This is a genomic window from Paenibacillus taichungensis, assembly GCF_047302525.1.
Taxonomy (GTDB): domain Bacteria; phylum Bacillota; class Bacilli; order Paenibacillales; family Paenibacillaceae; genus Paenibacillus; species Paenibacillus taichungensis_B.
In genome coordinates, this window is sequence record NZ_CP168020.1 from 908379 (window position 1) to 932162 (window position 23784).

Annotated in this window: 21 protein-coding genes; 13 read left to right on the plus strand and 8 right to left on the minus strand. The window is 46.6% G+C overall.

The window, feature by feature from the left end; genetic code table 11:
* Both ACDJ58_RS04065 and ACDJ58_RS04070 read left to right on the plus strand, forming a co-directional pair.
* Window positions 1-1137: an ABC transporter ATP-binding protein gene (locus tag ACDJ58_RS04065; protein WP_413375726.1), complete on the plus strand. Its 1137-nt coding sequence runs from the start codon at window positions 1-3 to the stop codon at window positions 1135-1137.
* Window positions 1138-1196: 59 nt separating this feature from the next.
* Window positions 1197-1997, plus strand: coding sequence for an ABC transporter ATP-binding protein (locus ACDJ58_RS04070; protein WP_062320810.1), 801 nt, complete (start codon window positions 1197-1199; stop codon window positions 1995-1997).
* Window positions 1998-2268: 271 nt separating this feature from the next.
* On the opposite strand, the gene ACDJ58_RS04075 is transcribed toward ACDJ58_RS04070, so the two are convergent.
* The gene (locus tag ACDJ58_RS04075; protein ID WP_053783990.1) at window positions 2269-2541 is read right to left on the minus strand and encodes an HU family DNA-binding protein; all 273 of its coding nucleotides are present in this window, start codon (window positions 2539-2541) and stop codon (window positions 2269-2271) included.
* A gap of 134 nt (window positions 2542-2675) precedes the next feature.
* On the minus strand, window positions 2676-2876 hold the full coding sequence (locus ACDJ58_RS04080) for a cold-shock protein (RefSeq protein ID WP_062320808.1): 201 nt from the start codon (window positions 2874-2876) through the stop codon (window positions 2676-2678).
* A gap of 170 nt (window positions 2877-3046) precedes the next feature.
* Between ACDJ58_RS04080 and ACDJ58_RS04085 the strand changes: the two genes are divergently transcribed.
* Window positions 3047-3997 (plus strand): tyrosine-type recombinase/integrase, encoded by a 951-nt coding sequence (locus tag ACDJ58_RS04085; protein ID WP_413375729.1) that lies wholly within the window; start codon window positions 3047-3049, stop codon window positions 3995-3997.
* Between the two features lie 43 nt (window positions 3998-4040).
* Here the strand turns inward: ACDJ58_RS04085 and ACDJ58_RS04090 are convergent, their stop codons facing one another.
* The gene (locus tag ACDJ58_RS04090) at window positions 4041-4562 is read right to left on the minus strand and encodes a hypothetical protein (RefSeq protein ID WP_413375731.1); all 522 of its coding nucleotides are present in this window, start codon (window positions 4560-4562) and stop codon (window positions 4041-4043) included.
* 216 nt (window positions 4563-4778) lie between these two features.
* Here ACDJ58_RS04090 and ACDJ58_RS04095 point away from each other — a divergent pair, with 216 nt between their 5' ends.
* From ACDJ58_RS04095 to mglC, 6 genes are all read left to right on the plus strand, one after another.
* Window positions 4779-6398, plus strand: coding sequence for a response regulator (locus ACDJ58_RS04095; protein ID WP_413375733.1), 1620 nt, complete (start codon window positions 4779-4781; stop codon window positions 6396-6398).
* Complete coding sequence (locus tag ACDJ58_RS04100; protein ID WP_413375735.1) at window positions 6395-8209, plus strand: cache domain-containing sensor histidine kinase; 1815 nt, start codon at window positions 6395-6397, stop codon at window positions 8207-8209. The genes ACDJ58_RS04095 and ACDJ58_RS04100 overlap by 4 nt, the downstream gene beginning before the upstream one ends.
* Window positions 8199-9377, plus strand: a complete 1179-nt coding sequence (locus ACDJ58_RS04105; RefSeq protein WP_413375737.1) for a substrate-binding domain-containing protein — start codon at window positions 8199-8201, stop codon at window positions 9375-9377. Before ACDJ58_RS04100 ends, ACDJ58_RS04105 begins: the two co-directional genes overlap by 11 nt.
* A 121-nt stretch (window positions 9378-9498) precedes the next feature.
* Entirely contained in the window at window positions 9499-10560 is a 1062-nt protein-coding gene (locus ACDJ58_RS04110) for a galactose ABC transporter substrate-binding protein (RefSeq protein WP_413375739.1), read from the plus strand.
* A gap of 74 nt (window positions 10561-10634) precedes the next feature.
* Complete coding sequence (locus ACDJ58_RS04115) at window positions 10635-12140, plus strand: sugar ABC transporter ATP-binding protein (protein ID WP_413375741.1); 1506 nt, start codon at window positions 10635-10637, stop codon at window positions 12138-12140.
* 14 nt (window positions 12141-12154) lie between these two features.
* Window positions 12155-13174: a galactose/methyl galactoside ABC transporter permease MglC gene (gene mglC, locus ACDJ58_RS04120; protein WP_413375743.1), complete on the plus strand. Its 1020-nt coding sequence runs from the start codon at window positions 12155-12157 to the stop codon at window positions 13172-13174.
* Window positions 13175-13245: 71 nt separating this feature from the next.
* Here mglC and ACDJ58_RS04125 read toward each other — a convergent pair whose 3' ends face one another.
* A complete protein-coding gene (locus tag ACDJ58_RS04125) occupies window positions 13246-13581 on the minus strand; it encodes a hypothetical protein (RefSeq protein WP_413375745.1) in 336 nt (111 codons plus the stop codon).
* A gap of 262 nt (window positions 13582-13843) precedes the next feature.
* On the opposite strand from ACDJ58_RS04125, the gene ACDJ58_RS04130 reads away from it, so the two are divergent.
* The 4 genes from ACDJ58_RS04130 (at window position 13844) to lpxA (ending at window position 18348) form a co-directional block, all read left to right on the plus strand.
* Entirely contained in the window at window positions 13844-15415 is a 1572-nt protein-coding gene (locus ACDJ58_RS04130) for an ATP-binding protein (protein WP_413375747.1), read from the plus strand.
* Window positions 15416-15698: 283 nt separating this feature from the next.
* A complete protein-coding gene (gene lpxC / locus ACDJ58_RS04135; RefSeq protein WP_413375749.1) occupies window positions 15699-16529 on the plus strand; it encodes a UDP-3-O-acyl-N-acetylglucosamine deacetylase in 831 nt (276 codons plus the stop codon).
* Between the two features lie 20 nt (window positions 16530-16549).
* Window positions 16550-17575, plus strand: coding sequence for a UDP-3-O-(3-hydroxymyristoyl)glucosamine N-acyltransferase (lpxD, locus tag ACDJ58_RS04140; RefSeq protein WP_413375751.1), 1026 nt, complete (start codon window positions 16550-16552; stop codon window positions 17573-17575).
* Complete coding sequence (gene lpxA / locus ACDJ58_RS04145) at window positions 17572-18348, plus strand: acyl-ACP--UDP-N-acetylglucosamine O-acyltransferase (RefSeq protein ID WP_413375753.1); 777 nt, start codon at window positions 17572-17574, stop codon at window positions 18346-18348. Before lpxD ends, lpxA begins: the two co-directional genes overlap by 4 nt.
* Before the next feature lie 96 nt (window positions 18349-18444).
* Here the strand turns inward: lpxA and ACDJ58_RS04150 are convergent, their stop codons facing one another.
* The 4 genes from ACDJ58_RS04150 to ACDJ58_RS04165 all read right to left on the minus strand — a co-directional run bounded on the left by ACDJ58_RS04150 (window position 18445) and on the right by ACDJ58_RS04165 (window position 23698).
* Window positions 18445-20277: an ABC transporter ATP-binding protein gene (locus ACDJ58_RS04150; protein WP_413375755.1), complete on the minus strand. Its 1833-nt coding sequence runs from the start codon at window positions 20275-20277 to the stop codon at window positions 18445-18447.
* Window positions 20261-21982: an ABC transporter ATP-binding protein gene (locus tag ACDJ58_RS04155; protein WP_413375757.1), complete on the minus strand. Its 1722-nt coding sequence runs from the start codon at window positions 21980-21982 to the stop codon at window positions 20261-20263. The genes ACDJ58_RS04150 and ACDJ58_RS04155 overlap by 17 nt, the downstream gene beginning before the upstream one ends.
* A 70-nt stretch (window positions 21983-22052) precedes the next feature.
* Window positions 22053-22487 (minus strand): MarR family winged helix-turn-helix transcriptional regulator, encoded by a 435-nt coding sequence (locus tag ACDJ58_RS04160; RefSeq protein WP_413375759.1) that lies wholly within the window; start codon window positions 22485-22487, stop codon window positions 22053-22055.
* Window positions 22488-22750: 263 nt separating this feature from the next.
* Window positions 22751-23698, minus strand: coding sequence for an iron-hydroxamate ABC transporter substrate-binding protein (locus ACDJ58_RS04165; protein WP_413375761.1), 948 nt, complete (start codon window positions 23696-23698; stop codon window positions 22751-22753).
* Window positions 23699-23784 lie beyond the last annotated feature (86 nt).

Consider the following 23784-nt stretch of genomic DNA (forward strand, 5'->3'; position numbering starts at 1 on the left):
ATGAACCAACCTATACTTCAGGTCAGCGGTCTCAAAACCTATTACCGTACCCGGCTCAAGGAGAACGTCTTTGCCGTCGACGGGGTGGAGTTCGGGCTGAAAGAGGGGCAGACGCTGGGTATTGCAGGTGAATCGGGCTGTGGTAAATCGACGCTGGCGCTCAGCCTGATGGGCTTTTATTTCCCGCCGCTTCATTATGGCAGTGGTTCGATCCGGATCAACGGTACCGATATTATGCAGCTGAACAAAGAGCAGCTTCGTTCTCGCATTCTGGGCAAGGAAATTGCCTATATTCCGCAGGCCGCCATGAATGCACTGAACCCAACGCTGCGTATTATCAGGTTTATTGAAGATATCATGAAGGAGCATCGTCCGGAGCTGAAACGGTCGGATGTGCGGAAGATGGCTACGGAGCGCTTCCAATCACTGAACCTGTCGCCGGATGTGCTGGATATGTATCCAAATGAATTGTCTGGCGGCATGAAGCAGCGAACGGTTATCGCCATCTCAACGATTCTGAATCCCAACGTGCTCATTGCGGATGAACCTACTTCGGCACTAGACGTAACTTCTCAGAAGGCAGTCATTCGTCTGTTGAAGGATTTGTTGAAGCGCAAAGTAATCAAATCACTGGTGTTTATCACGCATGAGCTGCCGCTGTTGTACCATGTCACGGATGAAATTATGGTGATGTATGCCGGGGAGATTGTGGAACGAGGCACGGCAGAGCAGATGATTTTCAATCCGCTGCATCCGTACACCCGGAAGCTGATGGGCTCTATCATTGTGCCGGAAGAGGGCATGAAGGAGCACAAACTGGCTGCCATTCCCGGTGCACCACCGAATCTGAAGAATGTGCCGGAAGGCTGCCGCTTCGCAGAGCGCTGTACACTGGTGACCGACGAGTGCCGCCAAGGAAAAATCGAGAACATTCATGTCGATGGACGCATATATCGCTGTCTCCTGACACCGGAGATGTTGGAGCAGATCAGGGAGCAGGAACAGGACGGTCACGTACAGCAGGAGAGCAGGGACGAAGAGCCCCAGGAGAGGGAACAAAACCAGGAGGAGAACGCTTCAAACAAAGAAGAAGTCCGGGATATTCGAACTGCCACAGACGATATTGCAGACCAATGAAATGATTTTTTTGGGCGTAATGGGCTCGGATCAAGGCTCCCCGAAAGGAGTGAGGTAGTATGGCGATGGGCAAGGTGCTGATCAGCGGCCGCCATCTGACCAAGGTGTACGGTACAGGCAATCGCAAAAAGGCAGCAGTGGACGATGTGAGCTTTGATTTTCATGAAGGGGAGATTATCTCCATTGTCGGAGAGAGCGGCAGTGGCAAGACGACGCTCGCGAAAATGATTATGGGCTTACTCAAGGAAACGGGTGGAGCGATCGAATACGATGGCAAGCCCAGACAGCTGAAGCGATATCGTGAGCGTAAAGCCTATTGGAAGGATATTCAGGCCATTTTCCAGGACCCGTTCTCTTCGTTCAACGTATTTCACCGAGTGGAAAAGCTGCTGGTGGACTGTATCAAACTTCAGGGACTGAAGCTGAACAAGGATGAGGAATATGCCAAAATGAAGGAAGCCTGTTCCTTCGTCAACCTGAAGTTCGAGGAGTTATACAACAAATATCCGTTTGAGCTGTCCGGTGGACAGATGCAACGGCTCATGATTGCCCGCATTTTCATGTTGCATCCAAAGGTGTTGATTGCCGATGAACCGACGTCCATGGTGGACGCGTGCTCTCGTTCAACGATTTTGGATATGCTGCTCAAGCTGCGTGACGAGAACCGTATGACGATTGTGTTTATTACGCACGATGTGGGTCTGGCTTATTATGTGAGCGACACGATCTGTATTATGGAGCATGGACGAATGGTGGAGGCAGGGAGAGCGGAGGAGGTCATCCACCATGCGGAGCATCCCTATACCAAGCAATTAATCAATGACGTACCCAAGATTCATTCTCCCTGGGTGCTCGATTGACACAAATCAAGCCCTGGACCGTGTTGAGCGGAACAGGGCCTCTTATTGTCCAAGATGAAAGGTTCGTTTTAGCGAGTGGGTGGTTGTGGCGTCTGTGCAGACTCTGTTGATGGGGGTGTTGAATGGGTGTGATCTTCCGAGTTATTCTGGTTTGTCTGCTTGCCGGAATAAAAGTTAATGATATCATCAACCGTAGAAAACACGACATTTACATCAAAATGTTCGTTGTGTGTTTGAATAAAAACCTCTTTTCCAATCCTTTTGTTGCTGTTTAGTTTAAAGCTTCTTTCATCGTTAATCCTGCTGTGAATACGGGAACCTTACCTGCTGGAAGTTGAATTTCCTTACCAGTTCTACGGCTTTTGCCCATACGTGCTTCACGATTACGCACTTCGAATTTTCCGAATCCGACCAGTTGAACCTCTTTGCCTTCTTTCAATGCTTCCAAAATCGAATCCAGTACAACCGTTACGGCCTTTTCAGCGTTCTTTTTGGAGAATCCGCCGTTTTTGGCTACTTCTGTGATCAATTGTTCTTTGTCCATTTGTCATACCTCGCTTTTCGTTTTTGGATGATAAGTTTATGAAGTCAGCATTTTGAAAGACGCTCTTTGAATCTATGCAAAATGCTCATGTAATAAAACAAAAAGCTGCCTTGTACAAGGCAGCTTTAATATAATTAAACTTTAGTAACGTTCTCAGCCTGTGGACCACGGTTACCTTGAGTTACTTCAAATTGGACGCGTTGTCCTTCATCCAATGTTTTGAAACCGTCGCCTTGAATTGCACTGAAATGAACGAATACGTCTGTTCCTTCTTCAGTTTCGATAAAGCCAAATCCTTTGTCCGCGTTAAACCATTTCACTGTACCTGTTTGCATGTAGTTCCTCCAAAAAATAAGTTTTTAAACGACCATTTTGAAAAGGTTAATTATAAAAATCAACGCTAATCAGGTATATTCAACCCACAGACTTGATGTCCGCTAATGTATCGATTAATATGATAATACCATGTCCGCTAATATAAGTCAAGATTTGGAGGTTTTTTCTAATGGATAAGGGTTCTGGTACTTCGGTACAAGGGGAAATGGTTGTTCAGGAATTCATACATATGCTTACGATCCAGGGAGAATTGACTCCCAAAACCTTGAAGGAATATGCGAGTGATTTGAAGCATTTTACCGAATGGTATAAAGGGAACGATTCTCGGGGTGAAGAGAGTTCATTTCATATCGAAGATGTGCATACATCGACTTTAGTCCGTTATCGGGAAGATTCACAAAAGGTAATGCAATTGAAGCCATCTACCATTAATCGCAGACTGATTACATTGAAGCGTTTTTTCAAGTGGGCTGCATCGGAATCTAGTTTCAACAGTGATCCTTCCAAACCTTTGAAATTCATTCCAGAAGACAAGGTTAGCCCCCGCCGAATGACAACCGAGGAAGAACGATCATTCATATCTGCGGTCGAGGACGGCAACTCGCTTCGGGATCAAACCATCCTTACCCTCATGTTTCATACGGGTTTGCGAACGATGGAGGTATGTAATCTTGCTCCCAGTGATATTGAATTGGGCAAACGAAGCGGGCAGCTTACCGTGCGGGCCGATAAACGAAACGGTCAACGGAAAATTTCGCTGAACATGACATGTATTGCTTTGTTGAAGATGTACATGACTGGCCTCGCACCGGATAGTCCTTACTTGTTTCCTTCCGAGAAAACTAGTGATCGCTTAACGGAGAGGGCGCTGCGCCATTTGATCAAAAAGGTGATGACTTCAGCCGGTCTGGAAGGGCTAAGTTCCCATGATCTGCGTCATCGGTTTGGATACGCTATGGCCGAGCATACACCACTGCATCGCTTGGCAGAAATGATGGGGCATATCAATCCGGATACCACGATGATTTATGTGAAGGGATTAAATGCCAATCTATCTTCGTCAGCAGAAGAGGATGGAGAAACGGAACCGCAATTAAAGTACATGCAGCACTCTTTATGAGGGATTACGAATGGATATAGGATCAATGATGCCCTGACCCACTTCAAGTGGATGAGGGTTGTTTGGTTATCCAAGAATGACTTACATCCCATTCAGGCTTGTTGTTTGCATTGATTTGCGATTCTAATGTAATAATGGCATAGGTTCCATCAAGCTTTTCCCAAAAAAGTATCGCCTTTGTATGATCAGGATGTAAAAGTAAGGCAGGCATGATATCCCCGTTTTCCAGCATGGTTCTTCGTTCGTTACTATAATAGGCAGCGATGAAGGAAGAGTGTTCTGGATGGGGAAGGGTGTTTAATGAATCCTCCAAGCTGTAAAACAGTTTCCATTCAGTTATATTCTCCTTCTCACTATTCTCATTCAGCGTGTTACGTATTGCGTCTAGTCCTCCGCTCCATGATTTTGTTAACTTCTCCTGAAGTTCTTGAGGTTGGTTCTCCCAGCGTGAAGTCTCGGTGGATGCTTCAAATCGATCGGTTCGAATTGTCTCTGTGATTGAACCACTGCAGATTAATATTGCGGCAATACCGGTCGTTACCATTCCAGATTTTAAGTAATTCATCAGTTAATAGACTCCTTTCCTATTTCATAATTAACTCCTTTCAATAATTTACCATAAATATCCTTGTGAGCGCTCATTATATCAATCTTATCACCTTAAAAGTAAGCGGTTACATATTTAAATTTATATTGTATATTATGATGGCAACCTTGGATCATATCGACATATACATTATTGCTTGGGCTTAAGGCCCGTTAAATAAAGGAGGAATCTGACGTGTACCGGGTATTGCTAGTGGATGATGAAGAGGATGTACGCGAAGGGTTGGTTGTAGAGGTAGATTGGGAAGCGCTCGATCTGCGCATAGTTGGTCTGGCGGAGAATGGACGTGAAGCACTGGAGATGGCCGAACGAGTTGAGCCGGATATTGTGGTAACGGATATCAGCATGCCATTTATGGATGGACTTGAACTTGCCAAAAGGTTGCGGGAGCGCAATCCGCTTGTGAAAGTGGTGATTTTGACTGGATATGATGAATTCGACTACGCCCGACAAGCGGTCTCGCTGAGTGTGGATGAATATTTACTGAAGCCATTCTCGGCGGGACATCTAACAGAACTGCTTACAAGGTTGCGTGCGCAGATGGCGGCTGAAGTGGCCGAGCGAGAGGATGTACAACAGCTGCGCGACCATTATTATACAAGCCTGCCCTTGTTACAGGCGGACCTGATGGCCACTTTGCTGCATCGGCAAAAATCGCCGCAATATATTCATGGCAAAGCAAAGCAATGTGGACTGGATCTGCATGGTGAACGCTATGGTGTATCCGTATTGACCCTGCATATGGACGGAGACCAATCCGAGGATGCGGAGTTGAAGCAGTTCGCTGCGCTAAACATTGCCGCAGAGGTATGGACGGAGCACGGGGCCGGACATGCTTTTATGCATCAGGAGACTATTGTGCTGCTCTATGTAGATCGGTGGGGTGGAGAAGATGGGGAGAAACGACAGCAGCAGGCGCTGGAAAATGTAATGCGCAGCATCAATCACTATCTGCGTATTCCTGCCACTGTCGGATCAGGCTCGATCGTGAACACATTAGCAGGTGTAAAGCATGCTTATGAAGATGCACTACTGGCACTGGATTATCGGCTTGTACCGGGGACCGATCCCCTCATCTATATTGCAGATGTTGAGCGGCAGACGGCGGGCAAATTGCGTTTTGACGAGTTGAAGCAGCAAACGCTGACACGTTGTCTGAAAGCGGGTACGCAGGCGGAGCTGGAGGACGCGCTAGAGATCATTTTCCGGGAAATTACGGTGGAGCATGGGCGAAGTGACATTCAACTGTATCTGATTGAAGTATTAACAAACGTTTGGAAGGCAGCTCAGGCATCGGGCGAGGCCATGGAGGACATCTTTGGGGCAGGGTTCCAGTTGTATGCCGATTTGTTCCGTTTGCCTGGGTTGTCTGAGGCACAAGGTAAGGTGCGCGAGGTTTGTCTGCTCGTTCAACATCGCATTGCCAGCGGAAGGCAGCATGTATACAAGGATATTGTGGAACAGGCATTGTCGTTTACCAAAGAACACTACGCCGAGCCGGATCTGTCCATTCAGAAAGTATGTGGGCATCTGCATATCAGCTCGGGTTATTTTTGTGGCATTTTCAAAAAAGAAGTACAGCTTACCTTCCTGCAATATCTGATGCAGATCCGGATGGAGGCGGCCAAGGAGTTACTTCGATCCACGGAGATGAAGTCGTTTGAGATTGCTGGTCAGGTAGGCTTCGCGGAACCGAATTATTTCAGTTTTTGCTTCAAAAAACATATCGGCGTCTCGCCCAAAGAATATCGCAAACAGACTGCACTAACAGCTAGTGAAGGCACAAGTCGATGAGAACGTTTGCCGGATGGATAAGATCCCTTTGGCTCAAGCTTCGGTCCAGGCTGCGTTCATCAAGAGTCAGCAGTATCCGCTTTATTATTACGTGGTCCTTCTCTGTCTTCATTGTATTAGTGATGACCATCATGGCGTTGCTGTTGCATGACAAATTCACACAGGCTGCGGAGCGAAGTGCGGAGCTGACGACGAGACAGATCGTGGATCAGGTCAGTTACAATCTGGAGGATTATGTGCGCAGCATGTCGCATCTGTATCGAGCCATCGAAGAACATATGCTGCGGGATGGCACGTGGGAAGGGGACCAGGTAGATAAACAGCTCGACACGCTGCTCAGCAGCCGCGAGGATATCATCTCCATTACTTTGCTGGATTCTACAGGGCATTTGCTCAAGAACAGACCTTCAGCTGAATTAAAACCGAGTGCGCATGTGACACAGCAAGGGTGGTTTCAATCTGCACTCCGAGTGCCGGATCACCTTAGTTTCTCGTTGCCTCATATTCAGAACATGTACACAGGCCCATACAAATGGGTCGTTTCCATGAGCAAAGGCATTACTGTACGCCAAAATGGTCAGGATCGGCAGGTCATTCTGCTGGTGGATATCAACTTCAAACAAATGGACGAACTGAGCCGCCGGGTCAGTCTGGGGCAGCGGGGATACGTCTACATTATCGACGAAAGTGCAGGCAATATCGTCTACCATCCGCAGCAGCAATTAATGTACATGGGGCTCAAAAGTGAAAATATCGAACAGGCACTGGTTGCAACCGGCAGTTATGAAGATGAGGCGGACGGGCAGAAAAGGTTGAATACGGTCAAGTCTGTCGCCAATATCGGATGGAAAATCGTTGGTGTGGCTTATCTGGATGAGATTATGACAACCCGCCAGGAGGTCAATGGATATCTGATTCGGGTGCTGCTGGTTGTGCTGGTACTGGTCATTCTCGTCTCGCTGTTCCTCTCTTCCAGTCTGACACGTCCGATCCGACGTATGGAACGAAAGATGAAGGCCGTGGAGCGAGGGGATTTTAACGTAGAGCTACCCATCGAAGGGCCGCTGGAAGTGGAACGTTTATCCCGTCGATTTAACCTGATGGTCAATAAAATCCGCACCTTGATGAGTGAGATCATTCATGAACAGGAACAGAAGCGTCGTCTCGAACTGGAAGCTTTGCAGGCTCAGATCAATCCACACTTCCTATACAACACGTTGAATTCGGTCGTGCGTATGGTGGGCATGAGCCGGAATGAGGAAGTCATTACGATGATCACTTCGTTATCCCGATTGTTTCGCATCAGTCTCAGTCAAGGCAAAACGATTATTACGGTCAGGGAAGAACTGGAGCACGCCCACCATTACCTGACGATTCAACAGATGCGGTTCAAACGCAAATTTAATTTTAGCATGAATGCGGATGAGGATACACTGGACTGCCTGACACTTAAGCTGGTGCTTCAGCCACTCATTGAAAATGCGATCGTGCATGGCATTGAATATCATATGGACGAGGGATGTATTGAGATTCGTGTATACCGGGAGGACGACAAGCTGGTATTTCGCATTACGGATAATGGGGTCGGCATGACGGAAGAGCAGATGTTGAAACTTTTGATTGACAGTCCTATCGTGAAAAGTGGTGCAGGATCAGGTGTAGCTGTACGCAATGTGCATGATCGGATTCAGCTTTATTATGGCGAAGCTTACGGTCTTGAATTCGAAAGTGAGCTGGAAGAAGGCACAACCGTCTGGATTCGGATTCCGATCCAATCTGAACGAGAGGAGGACGATGCTCATGAAAGTTAATAAGATCAATAGAACGGACTGGATTGCGCATATGGTTATGAAAATAACAATCTGCACCCGCGTGGAAGCCATACGGACGAGAGTCCTTATTCTTCGTTATATGGGCATGTCAGCAGCAATCTGCTGCCTGTTGTTATGTATGGCGTGCGGTATGTCCAATGCTGATCCGGCGGGATCACCGCCGCGTATTGCACTGATTACGCCAGCGGGAACCGGAGAACTCGCTGAAGCGATACGTCTTGGGGCCGAAGCGGCTGCCAAAGAAGCGGGAGCGGAGCTCATTACGGTGGAGGCTTTTCCCTCGGAGGGGTTAACTTACGCGCCATCTAACCCTGACTTCACAGCAGGACAGGGAAGGGTTAAGCAAGAGCATTTGCAAAATGGGACTTATCCACTGAGCGAGCGTGAACAAGCCCAGGTCGATGCAGTATCGCTGGCACTGGAACAGGGAGCATCGGCCCTGTTGATCGATCCCTTGAGTGAGAAGGCACTCAGCGACATCATTCAGAAGGCACAGACTAAAGATGCCAACGGAGTGATTATCCCCGTAATTTTGTTGAATGACGAGTTTCCTGTAAAAGGTATAACAAGTGTTATCTCGATAGATAACGTTGAGGCTGGACGGCAGGCGGGTCAGGCCATGGCTGTGCTTCTGGGAGGACGAGGACGTATAGCCTTGCTTGGTCCTGATCCTGTAAATTCTGTCCTGATTAACCGGGAACAAGGGGTAGAGGAATCACTGGCTGAATATCCGGATATTCATGTGGAGACCCAATCCGTATGCAGCACGCGTGATGGTTGCTGGCAAGCGGCGAAGCAACTGCTTGACCAGCAGCAGGTTGACGGATTGATTGCCCTTCATGAACCTGCTTCTCTGGGGGCAGCGGATGAATTGAATCGACGTACGACCGATAACAATGGGATCAAGGTGAAGATTGTGGGATTTGGTAGTGAACAGCAGCAGTTAGAGCAGTTACAGGAAGGCAGAATTCAGCACTTGATCGTACAAAACGGATTCAGCGCAGGTTATCTTGGGGTGAATCAGGCTGTTGCACGGTTGAACAATCAACAGGTGCAGGCCAGGGTAACGCTGGAAACGAAGCTGGTCAGTACGGACAATATGTTCTGGATGGATAATCAGAAGTTGTTGTTTCCTTTTGTACAGTAAAGGCTCAATTGAGGAAGATTTCGATAAAACAGAGGAAGATATTGTATTCGAATTTATTGTAAACCCTTTCATAATAAAGACATCGGTAAAGCCGAATGAACTTGGGGGAGGTCATTAGGATATGAAGAAAACGTGGATGACATTGTTGCTTACAGCGTGTATGGTTGCGGCGGCGGGGTGCAGCAGTGGCGGAGACAGCGCAGGGGGAAGTACAGGAACAGATACAGGAGGTCAGACGGCGGCAGAAACGGAAACGCCGAAGATTGGCGTGGCGATCTATAAGTTCGATGACACGTTCATGACAGGTGTACGGAATGCAATGACCGCAGCAGCGGAAGGCAAAGCCACACTCGATATCGTGGATAGCCAGAACGCACAGCCGACCCAGAATGAGAAAGTCGATCTGTTTGTATCCAAGAAGTACAACGCAATGGCCGTGAATCCGGTTGACCGGACCGCAGCAGGTGTCATTATTGACAAAGCCAAAGCGGCCAGCATTCCAGTTGTCTTTCTGAACCGTGAGCCGGTTGCCGAGGACATGAACAAGTGGGATAAAGTGTATTACGTTGGAGCCAAGGCGGAAGAGTCAGGCACGATCTCCGGTCAGCTCATCGTGGATTACTGGAAGGCCCACCCGGAAGCGGATAAAAACGGGGACGGCAAACTGCAATACGTCATGCTGAAAGGCGAGCCGGGCCATCAGGATGCTGAGCTGCGGACCAAATATTCCGTTCAGGCCATCCAGGATGCTGGAATTGAAGTGGAAGCGCTGGCGGAAGACACGGCGATGTGGGATCGGGTCAAAGGCCAGGAGAAAATGCAGGCGTTCCTTGCCTCCCACGGAGACAAGATTGAAGCAGTATTGGCTAACAATGATGACATGGCACTTGGAGCCATTGAAGCGTTGAAAGCAGCCGGATACTTCAAAGACGGCAAAACGATGCCTGTTGTCGGCGTGGATGCAACTGCTCCGGCCATTCAGGCCCTTCAGGACGGAACGATGCTGGGCACGGTATTGAATGATGCCAAGAACCAGGGCGCAGCAACGGTTGCACTCGCTTCCGTACTCGCGAAAGGTGAGACGCCAACGAAGGAAAACACGGGTTATGACATTACGGATGGCAAATACGTCTGGATTGCCTACAAAAAAATTACGAAAGACAACATTGCCGACGCCCAATAACAGCAGCAGACAGGGACGTCCGTCATGAGATGGCGTCCTTTTTTTGCCGGGTTTACGGAAGGGGAGGATGAAAGATGGAATCACCTTACCTGCTGGAGATGGACGGAATATCCAAAGCATTTCCGGGTGTGCAGGCACTGAGTCAGGTCACATTGAAGGTAAAGCCGGGTACGGTTCATGCGCTGATGGGAGAGAATGGAGCGGGCAAATCCACGCTAATGAAATGTCTATTCGGTATGTATCGCCCGGATGAAGGGACGATTCGGATGGACGGCAATGAGGTGGAGATTCCGAGTTCGAAAGCGGCGCTTCAGCATGGCATATCGATGATTCATCAGGAGCTGAATCCGGTACCTCATCGTCCTGTGACGGAGAACATCTGGCTGGGACGGTTTCCGATGAGGGGGTTGTTGGTGGATGAGAAACGAATGTACGCTGATACACTAGCCTTGTTCAAGGACCTGAATCTGGACATTGATCCGAAGACTCAGGCAGGAACCTTATCCGTTTCCAAAGTACAGTCAATGGAAATCGCCAAAGCGGTCTCTTTTCAATCCAAAGTTATTGTGATGGATGAACCAACATCCTCGCTCACGGGCAAGGAAGTGGATCAGCTCTTCTCCATTATTAACCAGCTTCGCAGTCGCGGGGTGTCTATTATCTACATTTCTCACAAGATGGAGGAAATTCTGACGATCTCCGATGAGGTCACGATTATGCGGGATGGTTTTGTGGTCGGTACCTGGGATGCTGCTGATTTAACGACCGATCTGATCATTACCCGCATGGTTGGACGTGATCTGGATGAACGGTTCCCGGAACGGACGAACGTACCTGGAGAAGTGATTTTGAAGGCAGAAGGCTTAACCTCCAGCCAGCCGAATTCGTTCCGGGATGTGACGTTTGAATTGAGGAAAGGCGAAGTGCTTGGAATTGGCGGCCTTGTTGGGGCACAGCGGACGGAATTGATTGAGTCATTATTTGGCTTACGCGGACTTGCTTCAGGGACGATCTCGATCCATGGACGCAAGGTAAAGATCAAGTCACCTGCCGCAGCGAAGCGCCATAACATTGCCCTGCTAACTGAGGAGCGAAGAGTCACGGGAATTTTTCCAGTGTTGTCTGTGTATGAAAATACGATTATCGCGAGTCTCGGACGTTACCGGAATCGGATTGGTCTGCTGGATGAGAAGAAAGGCCGAGATGAGGCACGCGAGCAGACTCTGAAGTTTAGAACTAAAACGCCTTCGGTTAACACGCTTATTCGAAACCTTTCTGGTGGTAATCAACAGAAGGTACTTCTGGCTAGATGGTTGTTGACTGACCCTGAAATTCTACTGCTCGATGAACCGACACGTGGGATTGATGTGGGCGCCAAATTTGAAATCTACACCATTATTACGGAACTGGCCCGTCAGGGCAAAAGCATTATTATGATCAGCTCGGAGATGCCTGAACTGCTGGGTATGTCAGATCGAATTATGGTCATGAGTGAAGGGCGGCTCACCGGAATTGTGGACGGAGCCGAGGCAACAGAGCAGGATATCATGAGGCTGGCCGCACAGCAGCGGATGGCTTAGTCAGGAGGGAACACATGAATACACAGGTAATCAATCAGGTGAAGCAGTATGTGGCGCAGCGCGCGATCTTTATTGTGCTGATTCTGCTCGTCATTGGCATTGCCATTGCCGATCCGCACTTTCTTGCTTTCTCTACACTTCGGGATATATTACAACAGTCCTCCACACGGGCCATCATTGCGCTGGGTGCGGCGTTTATCCTGGTAACGGGCGGGGTCGATTTGTCGGCAGGACGGGTCGTTGGGCTAACGGCTGTAGTATCCGCATCCATGCTGCAAATTAGCGAATATGCCAATCGGTTCTTTCCCGATCTGCCACAGTATTGGGTGGGATTGCCGATCGCTATCGGGATCATTGCAGGCCTGACAGTGGGGCTCGTCAACGGAATTATTGTAGCTAAATTACATGTTCCACCCTTTATCGCGACACTGGGTACAATGGTTGCGGTATATGGACTGAACTCGATTTACTTTGATACAGAGCCCAATCAGTCACAACCGATTGGTGGATTGAGACCTGATTTTACCGTTATCGGATCTGGTTACATTGATCTTGGTGGTGGTTATTCCATTCCGTATATTGTATTGATTGCTATAGGGGTTGCGCTGATCTGCTGGGTGGTCTTCAACAAGACCCGCCTCGGGAAGAACATGTATGCCATCGGTGGCAATATTCAGGCTGCGCATGTGTCCGGCATTCATGTGGCACGCAACCTGATTGCGTTGTATGCCATTGCAGGTGCACTGTATGGACTGGGCGGTGTGCTGGAAGCCGCGCGTACGGGCGGGGCAACGAACAATTACGGTAACATGTATGAGTTGGATGCTATTGCGGCCTGCGTAGTGGGGGGCGTCTCCACCGCCGGAGGGATTGGTACCGTTCCTGGTGTAATGGCGGGTGTGCTGATCTTTGGGGTTATCAACTATGGTCTGACCTTCATCGGTGTAAGTCCTTACTGGCAGCTGATTATTAAAGGGTTGATTATTGTGGCTGCGGTAGCATTTGATATCCGTAAGTATATGGCGAAAAAATAGAAGTGTAGTAATGAAGCATAAAGCCAGCTTCCTGAAATGACAGGGGCTGGCTTTATGCTTTTTTTGCTCTTTTAATGGAATATAACCCATATTAAACTGTAAAGTGGAAAGATCATGACGCTAGAGATCAGCATGAAACCACCGACCTTGTAGGCCACCTTTGTACCATAGTGCGTTTGATATTTACGTGCGATCAAAACGGAAGATAACCAAAAGATTATAGCTACTATGAAGGGGATGTTAAATCCTTGATGACCGTTACTATATATAGGCAAGTTCAGTAGATTAAACAAATAGTGACTGATCTTTACCTTTTCTGTGCCCCAGGGAAAATTAAAGGCCAACCCCATTGCGAGCACCAGCAGAGAAAGTGTCCCGATGCCCAAAGGTTTTCTTTGTTGTATCATGTTTATCCCTCCATAACCAAGTTGATATTCTAAATAAACCCATTAAATGTATTGTAACACAGTAATGACCATTGTGATTGATTGATTATTTCGCAATATGCACTTTCCTATAAACCGTTTGTCCTATTTTAATTATAAATTTATACATTCATGTGAATTTGACGAACCTCCAATAATCGACAACATCAGCTAATCATTATCGATATAATACATGTGAATAGGATCTTAGATATGAGAATTATGTCAAAGGGGGCGAGGCTGTTTGCTGAGTTACACGATGAAAATGGTTATTTTCCCGCTAGGATGTCTGCTTGTTGTCCTGTCCTCTTATTTTCTAGGGCTTACTTCCCATCTCGCGTTAATGATATGTGCTGGTGTGTTATTTGTAGCAAGTATATACAAGGAAAAACAGTATCCGGTACTGCGTAACATCCATTGGATTTTTCTTGGCATATTCCATTATTTCAGTGAACTGAACTGGTGCAATATGTTGTATTACCTACTCATCATGTCGATGATTCAGGATAAACAACGTGTTACGCAGACGTTACCTATCTCAATGTTGATTGTGTTTGAATATACCGTGATTCGGCTTTCGTATGTGACGATAGATACATATAATTTGCTAGTGTCCATGTTTGACATGTTAACTGCAATTGTCATCATCTTTGTGTATCATACCTTGATTAACAGCGAAGCAGAGAAGCGCAGACTTCGGGAGAAAAATCATTTTCTAACCCTCCATGATCCACTCACCGGATTGCTAAACTACGAGGGATATATGAACGTACTGAAGGAAACGGTGGACGAGCAACGATCATTTTTGCTGATTATCATGAACATTCAGAATTTCAACGGGTTTGATAAAGAGGTCGAAGACAACTGGAGTCATGTAATCAAAGCGACAGGCGAGAGTGTTTCGAAACAATTTGCAGATGCATATGGCGTATCTCGGTATGCGGGGGATCGGTATGCTGTCGTTTTGCCTGAAATACAAAATATCGAAGAACGCATGGCGTTACTGCTGTCCGGGGAGTTAAGGGGCTTACAAGTAAACTACAGTATTTCCCTATATCCGGGGATGTCCGAGACGTTGCAGCACTTTATTACGGTAGCGGAGGACAGGTTATTTCACCAACAACGCAGCAAATGGTTGAAAAATCAAGAGGAGGTCTTCCGCTCGGAAAGACTACGGGCTGTAGGTGAGCTGGCGGCCGGCATGGCTCATGAAATCCGTAATCCTCTCACTGCCATACGAGGTTTCTTGCAGTTATCACGTGGACAGGCATTTAATATAGCACCGTGGTATGAGGTCATTATGGGTGAGGTAGCACGGGTAACGAATCTGACGGCCGAGTTTTTACAGTTTTCCAAACCACAGGCCAATCACATGAAGCCCGAACGAGTGGCCCAATGTCTTGAACGAGTCATGTCTTTAACCGAATCGGATGCAGCATCGCGAGGGCATCGGATTACACTTGAGATGACTGGTGACCCAGTTGTGGTCAACATGGATCGGGACAAGATCGTGCAGGTTCTGATTAACCTGATCCGCAATGCTTTTGAAGCAATGGAAGACCCGGGTGAAGTGCATATTGATCTGTTACATGATGGAGATAAAGCGCTTATCTCGATTACCGATACGGGCAGCGGTATCCCGGAGAACTCACTGGCGACGATCTTTAATCCATTTTATACGACCAAGGAAGAAGGTACTGGACTTGGGTTGGCACTCTGTCAGAAAATCGCTCAGGATCATCGTGGGAGAATTACCGTTCGTAGTGAAATAGGGATTGGCTCAACATTCACCCTTCATTTACCTATGGTGCCATAATTCCAACAAACAAAAACGCTGAACTTTTCCCCGTCAAGTAGACAGTTAAAAAATAAAAAATGGTTCGTTTAGAAACTTTAGCTCAGATAACGTGCTAAGGTTTCTTTTATGCTCCTCTGCGTTGACGCTTTTTTCAGCGTACTTGCGGATCATTTTATTCTCAGCTACATATCCATGTGTATTTGACGAGACTCCAAATATCGACAACATCAGCTAATCATAATCGATATAATACATGTGAATAGGATCCGAATGTGAGAATTATGCCAAAGGGGGCGATGCTATGTACCAAAAAACGATTCGTAATAGTTTTACATTAGACGGTATTGCTATACATAGTGGGAATTTGTCAGAGATTACTCTGCATTCTGCACAACCAAACACGGGTATTATTTTTAGAAGAGTGGATGTAGATCCATATGAAATTATTGAAGCTAAAATCGGTAATGTATCCAATACGGAACGTTGCACACAGCTTAAAAACAACCATGGATACTCTGTATCTATGGTTGAACATACGCTGTCTGCTGTTCGAGGGATGGGTATCGATAACGTGATTATTGATGTTAATGGTGAAGAATTACCAATTTTTGATGGCAGCTCTACCGGTATTGCAGCAAAGATTTCAGAAGTTGGCCATCTGCAGCAAGAAATTAAAAAAACATATCTTCATTTACAACAAAAAATTAGAGTTGAGCACGGTAATTCTTTTCTTGAAGCTCATCCCTCTTCAATGATCTCCTATTGCGTGTGTTTTAAAAATGAACACAAAATTTCCCACCTCTCAGATCAAACATCCAATTTTAATTTTATAGAAAACAATTACTTAACGGATATTGCACCAGCTAGAACATTTTGTTTTGAAGAAGAAATAATGTACTTAAAAAGCAAAGGTTTAATTCAAGGTGCTTCTTTAGAGCATGGAATAGTTATTGGTGAAAAGAAAATTTATCCCAATTCACGTTTTCATGATGAATTGTCTCGTCACAAGCTGCTGGATCTTATTGGCGATTTAGCTTTGAATCCTCCTTTTCATGCAAGAATCATAGGATCGGGAACGTCTCATTATTTGAACACTCTTTTTGCTCAAGAATTATTAAATAAACTAATCTAAATACAAAAGGAGACCATATTATGCCATGTAATTTGAATGAAATCTCTGAACAGTTAAATGGGATTTTAATAGGTGATGGCAATGTCGTTATAACAGGCGTAGGTTCAATTAATGCTGCCAAAGAGGGGGAAATTGCTTTTGTAACGGATAAAAATCTAAATAAATTAGATAAATGTAATGCTTCAGCTTTAATTGTGCCAGAAACGACAATAATAGAATTTAAAGTACCTGTTATTAAGGTGAAAAATCCCAGACTCGATTTTATTCGCTTAATTGAAATGTTTAGTGAGAAAACCAAAAGTAGTGGTGTAGTATCATCAGAAGCAATTCACGCTTCGGTAACGTTAGGCTACAATGTGCAGATCGACGAATTCGCGGTAATCAAAGAAGATGTTTCTATTGGGGATCATACTATTATTTCCGCGCATTCATTTATTGGTAGAAATGTGACCATTGGGACGAATTGCTTGATCCACCCTAATGTCACTGTTCTACATGATACTTTCATCGGAGATAATGTCATCATTCACTCTGGCGTAGTGATTGGCGCTGACGGGTTTGGTTTTGAATGGGACGGGCAAAAACAAGTGAAAATTCCCCATGTGGGAAATGTCATTATTTATGATGACGTTGAAATTGGTGCAAACACCACTATTGATCGCGGGACGATTGATTCAACAACCATTGGTAAAGGAACTAAAATGGACAACCTTATTCAAATTGGCCATAATGTTCAAATTGGTGAGCACTGCATTATCGCAGGTACAAGTGCAATTGGAGGATCATCGAAAATTGGTAATCGCGTCACCATGGCTGGTGGAAGTGCGGTAATTAATAATATCACCATTGGAGACAGCTGCGTTGTTTTAGCTAAAACTATGGTTACTAAAAACATGCCCGAGAACTCAATGGTGTCAGGATATACAGCTCGCTCACATAAGAGACAACTACGAGAATCCGCTGCACTTTCCAGACTCCCCCAAACGATAAAAAAACTAAATCAAAAACTTGATGAACTTTCCAAAACAAAGGAAGGTGCTAAATGATACATCAGTCAGCCATTATTCATCCTACAGCAGTAATTGGGGACAATGTCGAAGTCGGACCTTTCAGTATCATTGAAGAAAATTCAAAAATAGGTAGCGGGTGTAGGATTGGAAGTCACGTTATTATAGGGGCTAACACGATATTGGGGGGGAATAACAATATTTCACATGGTGCCATTATCGGTTCAGATCCACAAGATAAAAGTTACCAAGGCGAAGAATCGTATCTCATTATTGGAGATAATAATACCGTGAGAGAGTATGTCACCATATGTAAAGGCACATCAAAAGGAGATTGTTTCACGAGAGTAGGGAGTAACAACTTTATTATGAATTATGCTCATATCGCACATGATGTATTAATGGGAGATCATAACGTCATCGTCAATAATGTGCAAATTGGCGGACATGTTAATATTGAAGACTATATCACATTTGGTTGTGGTTCTGGTGTACACCAATCATGTAACATAGGAAGGTTTGCAATGATTGGAGCGGGAAGTAAAGTTTCACAAGATGTCGTTCCATATTCTTTAGCAGATGGTCCACGTTCGTACATACATGGTATTAATATCGTTGGTCTAAGAAGAAATGGATTTTCAAATGAAGAAATAAGCATGATAAAAAAGATTAATACCATTTTATTTCGCCAAAAGCGAACTCTCGATCAATCTATTGAAGAAATAAACAACTTACCTCCTTCTGAATTTAAAGAACACACATTGAATTTTCTATATAAATCTACACGCGGAATTGTACGAATGAAGCGATAAAATGGAAACGCCGCAAAGGTCCGGAATGAAACGGAACCTAATGCGGCGTTTTTGTTTATGTTTCTGTGTTTTAATCATCAATGAACACGAACCCAATCAGGTAAGCTGTCCCTGATGCAACTGATAATAGAAACCTTGCTGTTGCATCAACTCATCATGGCTGCCTCGTTCGGCGATCTTGCCGTCATCAATAACCAGAATCTGATCGGCTTCACGGATCGTACTCAGCCTATGGGCAATGACGAAGCTGGTGCGATCCTTCATCAAGGTGCGCATCGCTTCCTGAATCTGCATTTCGGTGCGTGTATCGATGCTGCTGGTCGCTTCATCCAGAATAAGAATCGCAGGATCAGCGAGAATGGCACGAGCGATGGTTAACAGTTGTCGCTGTCCCTGACTCAGATTGCTGCCACCGGAAATGATCGGGGTGTCGTAACCCTGCGATAATTTGCGGATGAAGGAGTGGGCATTTGCCAACTTCGCCGCTTGCTGGATCTGTTCGTCCGTTGCATCCGGTTTGCCGTAGGCAATATTGTCACGAATGGTGCCGGAGAATAGATAGGCGTCTTGTAACACAATGCCAAGTTCGCGCCTTAGCTGGTCTTTCTCCAGTTCGGAGATGTCACAGCCATCAATGGTAATCCGTCCACCCGTAATCTCGTAAAAACGGGGCAGCAGGTTGATAATGGTCGTTTTACCCGCTCCAGTCGGTCCGACAAGTGCAATCATCTCGCCTGGCTTGGCGGTGAAGCTAACCTTTTTCAAGATTTCCCTCTCGGGGCTATATCCAAAGGATACATCCTCAAATACAACTTTACCCTGAATCTGCTCTAGTTGTTTCTTCTGTTCTTCCACGTATTCACTAGGTGTATCAATAATGTGGAACACACGCTCAGCACCTGCAATCGCTGCCTGAATCAGGTTGTACTGGTTTGCCAAATCATTGATGGGCCGCTCAATCTGGCGGGAGTAAGCAAGGAAACTTACAATCAGCCCGATGGACGTCAGATCATGATAAGCCATCCATCCACCTACCGCTGCCAGTATGGCAAAGCCGATATTGTTCATGACATTCATCGTTGGCCCGACCAGACCGGATACGCTCTGAGCTTGGGTACTGGAAGCGCGAAGCTTCTCGTTCAGATTCTGAAAATGTTTTTGTGCTTGCTCCTGACGATTATAGGCTGCAACCACCTTTTGTCCGGCAATAGTTTCCTGAGCGTAGCCATTAAGCTCACCAAGCAACTTTTGCTGGGCGGTAAAATGTTTGCGTGTTCTTGAAGCGATCAGCCGAGTGGCGATCGTAATCAGGGGAACCGTGACCAGACTGAGCAGTGTCAGTCGGACATCCAGTGCAAACATGATGGACAGAGAGCCAACCAGCAAGATGGCGCTGGACATCAGTTGGGTTACACTTTGATTCAGTGTCGTGGACACGTTATCGATATCATTGGTAGCCCGGCTCATCAGATCACCGCTCTGATTTTTGTCAAAAAAGCTGATCGGCAGCTGTTGCAGCCGTGAAAACAGAGCATGGCGCAGATCTTTTACAGTCAGTTGGGACACACCGATCATGACATAGGATTGAGCCCACATCATGAACGAGCCGAGGACGTATACGGTCAGCAATAACATGCAGTCTTTCAGCAGACCATCCGTAATTTTGGGAACGATATGTTCATTGACCGTACGGCCGAGCAGATAAGGTCCTGCCAGATTAAGTAATGTCCCAAGAGCCGTCAGTACCAGAGCAGTGATAACCCCTTTGCGATGACGTCCCATGTATGACCATACTCGGATGATGGCATGCCGGGCGTTCTTGGCTCTTACTTTGGGAACCGGACCTCGGCCGGGTGGCCCAGGTCTTCCGATCGGCGGAACAACGGTCTGATGGATGGAGGAAGAAGTGTTTTTAGCCAAATTGAACATCCTCCTTCCGTTGCTGCGAATAATAGATGGATTGGTAGTGTGACGAATGAGCCATGAGATGCTCATGTGTACCACTTGCCACGATTTCTCCTTCATCAAGCACGTAAATACAGTCTGCATCCTTTACAGAAGAGATCCGTTGTGCAATCAAGAAGGTGGTACTATTTTTCATTAGTGAATGCAGCGCCTTCTGAATGGTTGCTTCGGTACGCAGATCGACGGCACTGGTGCTGTCGTCCAGAATCAGAACCTCCGGTTGCATGAGCAGGGCACGGGCGATAGAAATCCGTTGTTTCTGCCCACCTGAGAGATTGACCCCGCGCTGACCCAGCTCCGTGTCATACCCATCTTTCAAATTCATAATAAAATCATCAGCTGCCGCTGCTTGAGCTGCGGCACGCAGTTCAGCTTCCGTCGCATCAGGTCTGCCGAAGCAAATGTTATCCCGAATGCTGCCACTGAACAGGATGGATTCCTGTAATACGATTGACACACGGCTGCGAAGGTCCTGAAGATCCCAGTTACGCACATTTACTCCATTCACGAGCACTTCACCCTGTGAGGCATCATATAATCGGGGGATCAGCTGTACAAGTGATGTTTTGCCCGATCCTGTAGAGCCGAGCAGGGCCACTTTTTCTCCCGGCCGAGCCGTCAGTGTAATTCCGGAGAGGGTATGTTCTCCATCATAGCGGAAATATACGTCCCTGAATTCCACCTGACCTGCTCCTTTACGAGACACATCATCTCCCGATTGGATATCAGGCTGGGTGTGAAGCACCTCGTTGATGCGTGTTGCAGACACTTTGGCGCGGGAGAAGCTCATCATCATCATGCCGATTGAAGTGAGCGACGAGAGTACAACAGTTACGTAGTTGATAAAAGCAATCAAATCCCCGGCGGCAATATCGCCTCCCACCACCTGAAAGCCTCCAAACCACAGCACCGCTACAATGGTCGCGTTCAGCATCAGGCTTAATACCGGTGCATTCAGCGATACGATGCGCCAGGCTTTCACTGCCGTATGGGTATAGTCTTCATTGGCTTGCTGGAAACGCTTCTTCTCCTGACGTGCACGTGCAAAAGCTTTGACGACACGAATGCCGGCAAGATTCTCCTGAAGAACCGCGTTCACCTTGTCGAGCTTGTTCTGTACGCTGGCGAACAGCGGATAGGAAGCAGATATCAGGATATATAAGATGATAAAAAGAATCGGCACGGACAAAATGAGAATGAGCGCCAGTTTGACACTGATCGTAAACGCCATAATAATACTGCCGATAATCAGCATCGGCGAACGGATAAACATACGCAGCAGCATCTGTACAAAGGTCTGCATCTGGGTGATATCACTCGTCAGGCGAGTGATAAGCGAGCCCTCCTGGAAGGTATCCAGATTACGGAACGAGAACTTCTGGATATGATCAAACAATTCCTGGCGCAGATCGGTGCCGTATCCAACGGCAGCTTTGCTTGAAAATAGCGTGCAGCCTGCACCGCCAACCCATCCGATTAACGCAAAAAGAAGCATAAACAAACCTGTAGTCATAATGTGGGACAGGTTCCCTGCAAGAACACCATCATCCACAATGCTGGACATTAGCTTGGGTTGAAGCAGATCCATGGCAACCTCAAGGACCATGAGCAGCGGAGCAAGAATAGCCGCTGACTTATACGGGGTAAGGAATCTTTTTAACGTCCACAATGGGAAAAATCACCTCATTCGTTATGAAATAGTCATGTTGCAAATATTGATGCAGACAGAAGCACCTCATTTAATATTCTCGCAGATTCTGAACCATGCGCTGGGCGAGAGCTGACATGAGTTGCGTTTCCTCGGGTGTAAAATCTTTCTGGGCTTGGCGATCAAGCTCCTGGAATACTTCTCTCAGTTCCTTAAGCGCAGCACGGCCCTGATCGGTCAGATAGACACGCAGACTGCGCAGATCCTTCGGGTCAGCTTCACGCCGTATAAACCCCGAGCTTTCCATACGTTTCAGCATTACCGTTACCGTTGCAGGGGCGCGGCGAAGCTGTTCTGCCAGATGTTTCTGGGTCTGGCCATCTTCCCGCTCAAGCTGGAACAGCAGCGGCGGTTGTCCAGGATATAACTCAGGGTGGTTGATAAGCTTCTCATGAACCTTGTAACGCTGTAGCTTGACGAGTTCTGATAACTGTCCCATTAACCGTTCATTTCGATCTGATTTCATAAGCGCTTCCATCCTTTTAATTAGTCGACTAACTAAATGATAAGTTTCATTTGACATATCGTCAAGTGATTTTATATTGGTGAGTGAGGTTCAAGCAGAGTGATTCGAGACATGCGCAACGGACTTTTACCTACAGGGATACAAGTTTGGATACAAAAAAACCTCTGCTTTGAGCGGATGGAGAGAGCATATTTGCTGACTCTGTTCCTATCTACAAAGAGAGGTTTTTTGGTGTTTTTTATATGTTGTGCGTAAGGGTCATTTTATTTCTTAGAAAACATTTCTTTGGCTTCATCCATGGCCATTTTATTGCCGATTGAAGAATAGTCCAGCCAAGGTTGAGCACCGATCGGGTAGACATGGCCTGCTTTGACAGCCTTCAGTCCTTGCCAGATCGGATTGTTTTGCAGTTCTTTGAACATGTTCTGAGCTTCATCATCCGAGTTCACGACAACGAAGATCGCATCTGCATCAAAGTCTGGCAGCACTTCACGTGAAACAACTTGATATGGTTTGGACGAATCGAATTCCTCAATGCCTTTAGCTGGCGTCAGCCCCAGATCCTCATACAAAATCGGGCCCATTGGACGGCGTGTACTGAACACACGCAATTCTTTGGCGGTTACACGGATAGCCATTACGGTGCCGTCACCGATTGTATCGTGAATCAGGGATTTCACTTCTTCCGTTTCAGTCGCATAATCCTGAATGTATTGCTCTGCTTCTTTCTCGCGGTTTACCAGTTTACCAATGTCTTTCAGGTGGTCGCGCCAAGTGCCATCATCCAGATTGAAGACGTGTACAGGGGCGATTTTCTCGAATTTGGCAATATCATCACCGGAGAATTCTTCGTCCAGATAGATGACATCCGGTTTCAGGGCAAGCAAAGCTTCCATGTCCGGGTCCTTAACGGGACCGAGCGGCGTTGTATTTTGAAGACGATCAGCAACATGGGACAGGAAGGCTTTGGCTTCCCCGCCGATCACCGAACCAACCGGTGTAATGCCGAGAGACAGCAGGTCATTGGTCAGATGGATCGACATGGATGCGATGCGTTGATCTCCGGAAGCGGAATTGGTGTCCTGTGTAGCGTTCGGAGTGTCCGTAGTAGAACCTTCCGAAGCAGAGGATGAATTATTGGCGTTCCCGCAGGCTGCGAGTACAAGCATCAGACAGATGCTCATGAAGAGCATAAGGTTTTTCTTTAACATGGGTAATCTCAATCTCCTTGAACATCTCATGGATGTCGTTTTTATGTTGGGTGTACCGGTGAAATTATTCGGATTGTTCCGATAAA

What these genes read in the sequence shown, in the direction of transcription:
- ACDJ58_RS04075 (WP_053783990.1), bottom strand. Translation starts at nt 2,541, where the DNA reads ATGGACAAAGAACAATTGATCACAGAAGTAGCCAAAAACGGCGGATTC.
- ACDJ58_RS04125 (WP_413375745.1), bottom strand. Translation starts at nt 13,581, where the DNA reads ATGATACAACAAAGAAAACCTTTGGGCATCGGGACACTTTCTCTGCTG.
- ACDJ58_RS04065 (WP_413375726.1), top strand. Translation starts at nt 1, where the DNA reads ATGAACCAACCTATACTTCAGGTCAGCGGTCTCAAAACCTATTACCGT.
- ACDJ58_RS04100 (WP_413375735.1), top strand. Translation starts at nt 6,395, where the DNA reads ATGAGAACGTTTGCCGGATGGATAAGATCCCTTTGGCTCAAGCTTCGG.
- ACDJ58_RS04165 (WP_413375761.1), bottom strand. Translation starts at nt 23,698, where the DNA reads ATGTTAAAGAAAAACCTTATGCTCTTCATGAGCATCTGTCTGATGCTT.
- ACDJ58_RS04085 (WP_413375729.1), top strand. Translation starts at nt 3,047, where the DNA reads ATGGATAAGGGTTCTGGTACTTCGGTACAAGGGGAAATGGTTGTTCAG.
- lpxC (WP_413375749.1), top strand. Translation starts at nt 15,699, where the DNA reads ATGTACCAAAAAACGATTCGTAATAGTTTTACATTAGACGGTATTGCT.
- lpxD (WP_413375751.1), top strand. Translation starts at nt 16,550, where the DNA reads ATGCCATGTAATTTGAATGAAATCTCTGAACAGTTAAATGGGATTTTA.
- ACDJ58_RS04150 (WP_413375755.1), bottom strand. Translation starts at nt 20,277, where the DNA reads ATGTTCAATTTGGCTAAAAACACTTCTTCCTCCATCCATCAGACCGTT.
- ACDJ58_RS04105 (WP_413375737.1), top strand. Translation starts at nt 8,199, where the DNA reads ATGAAAGTTAATAAGATCAATAGAACGGACTGGATTGCGCATATGGTT.
- mglC (WP_413375743.1), top strand. Translation starts at nt 12,155, where the DNA reads ATGAATACACAGGTAATCAATCAGGTGAAGCAGTATGTGGCGCAGCGC.
- ACDJ58_RS04090 (WP_413375731.1), bottom strand. Translation starts at nt 4,562, where the DNA reads ATGAATTACTTAAAATCTGGAATGGTAACGACCGGTATTGCCGCAATA.
- ACDJ58_RS04080 (WP_062320808.1), bottom strand. Translation starts at nt 2,876, where the DNA reads ATGCAAACAGGTACAGTGAAATGGTTTAACGCGGACAAAGGATTTGGC.
- ACDJ58_RS04115 (WP_413375741.1), top strand. Translation starts at nt 10,635, where the DNA reads ATGGAATCACCTTACCTGCTGGAGATGGACGGAATATCCAAAGCATTT.
- ACDJ58_RS04070 (WP_062320810.1), top strand. Translation starts at nt 1,197, where the DNA reads ATGGCGATGGGCAAGGTGCTGATCAGCGGCCGCCATCTGACCAAGGTG.
- ACDJ58_RS04160 (WP_413375759.1), bottom strand. Translation starts at nt 22,487, where the DNA reads ATGAAATCAGATCGAAATGAACGGTTAATGGGACAGTTATCAGAACTC.
- lpxA (WP_413375753.1), top strand. Translation starts at nt 17,572, where the DNA reads ATGATACATCAGTCAGCCATTATTCATCCTACAGCAGTAATTGGGGAC.
- ACDJ58_RS04110 (WP_413375739.1), top strand. Translation starts at nt 9,499, where the DNA reads ATGAAGAAAACGTGGATGACATTGTTGCTTACAGCGTGTATGGTTGCG.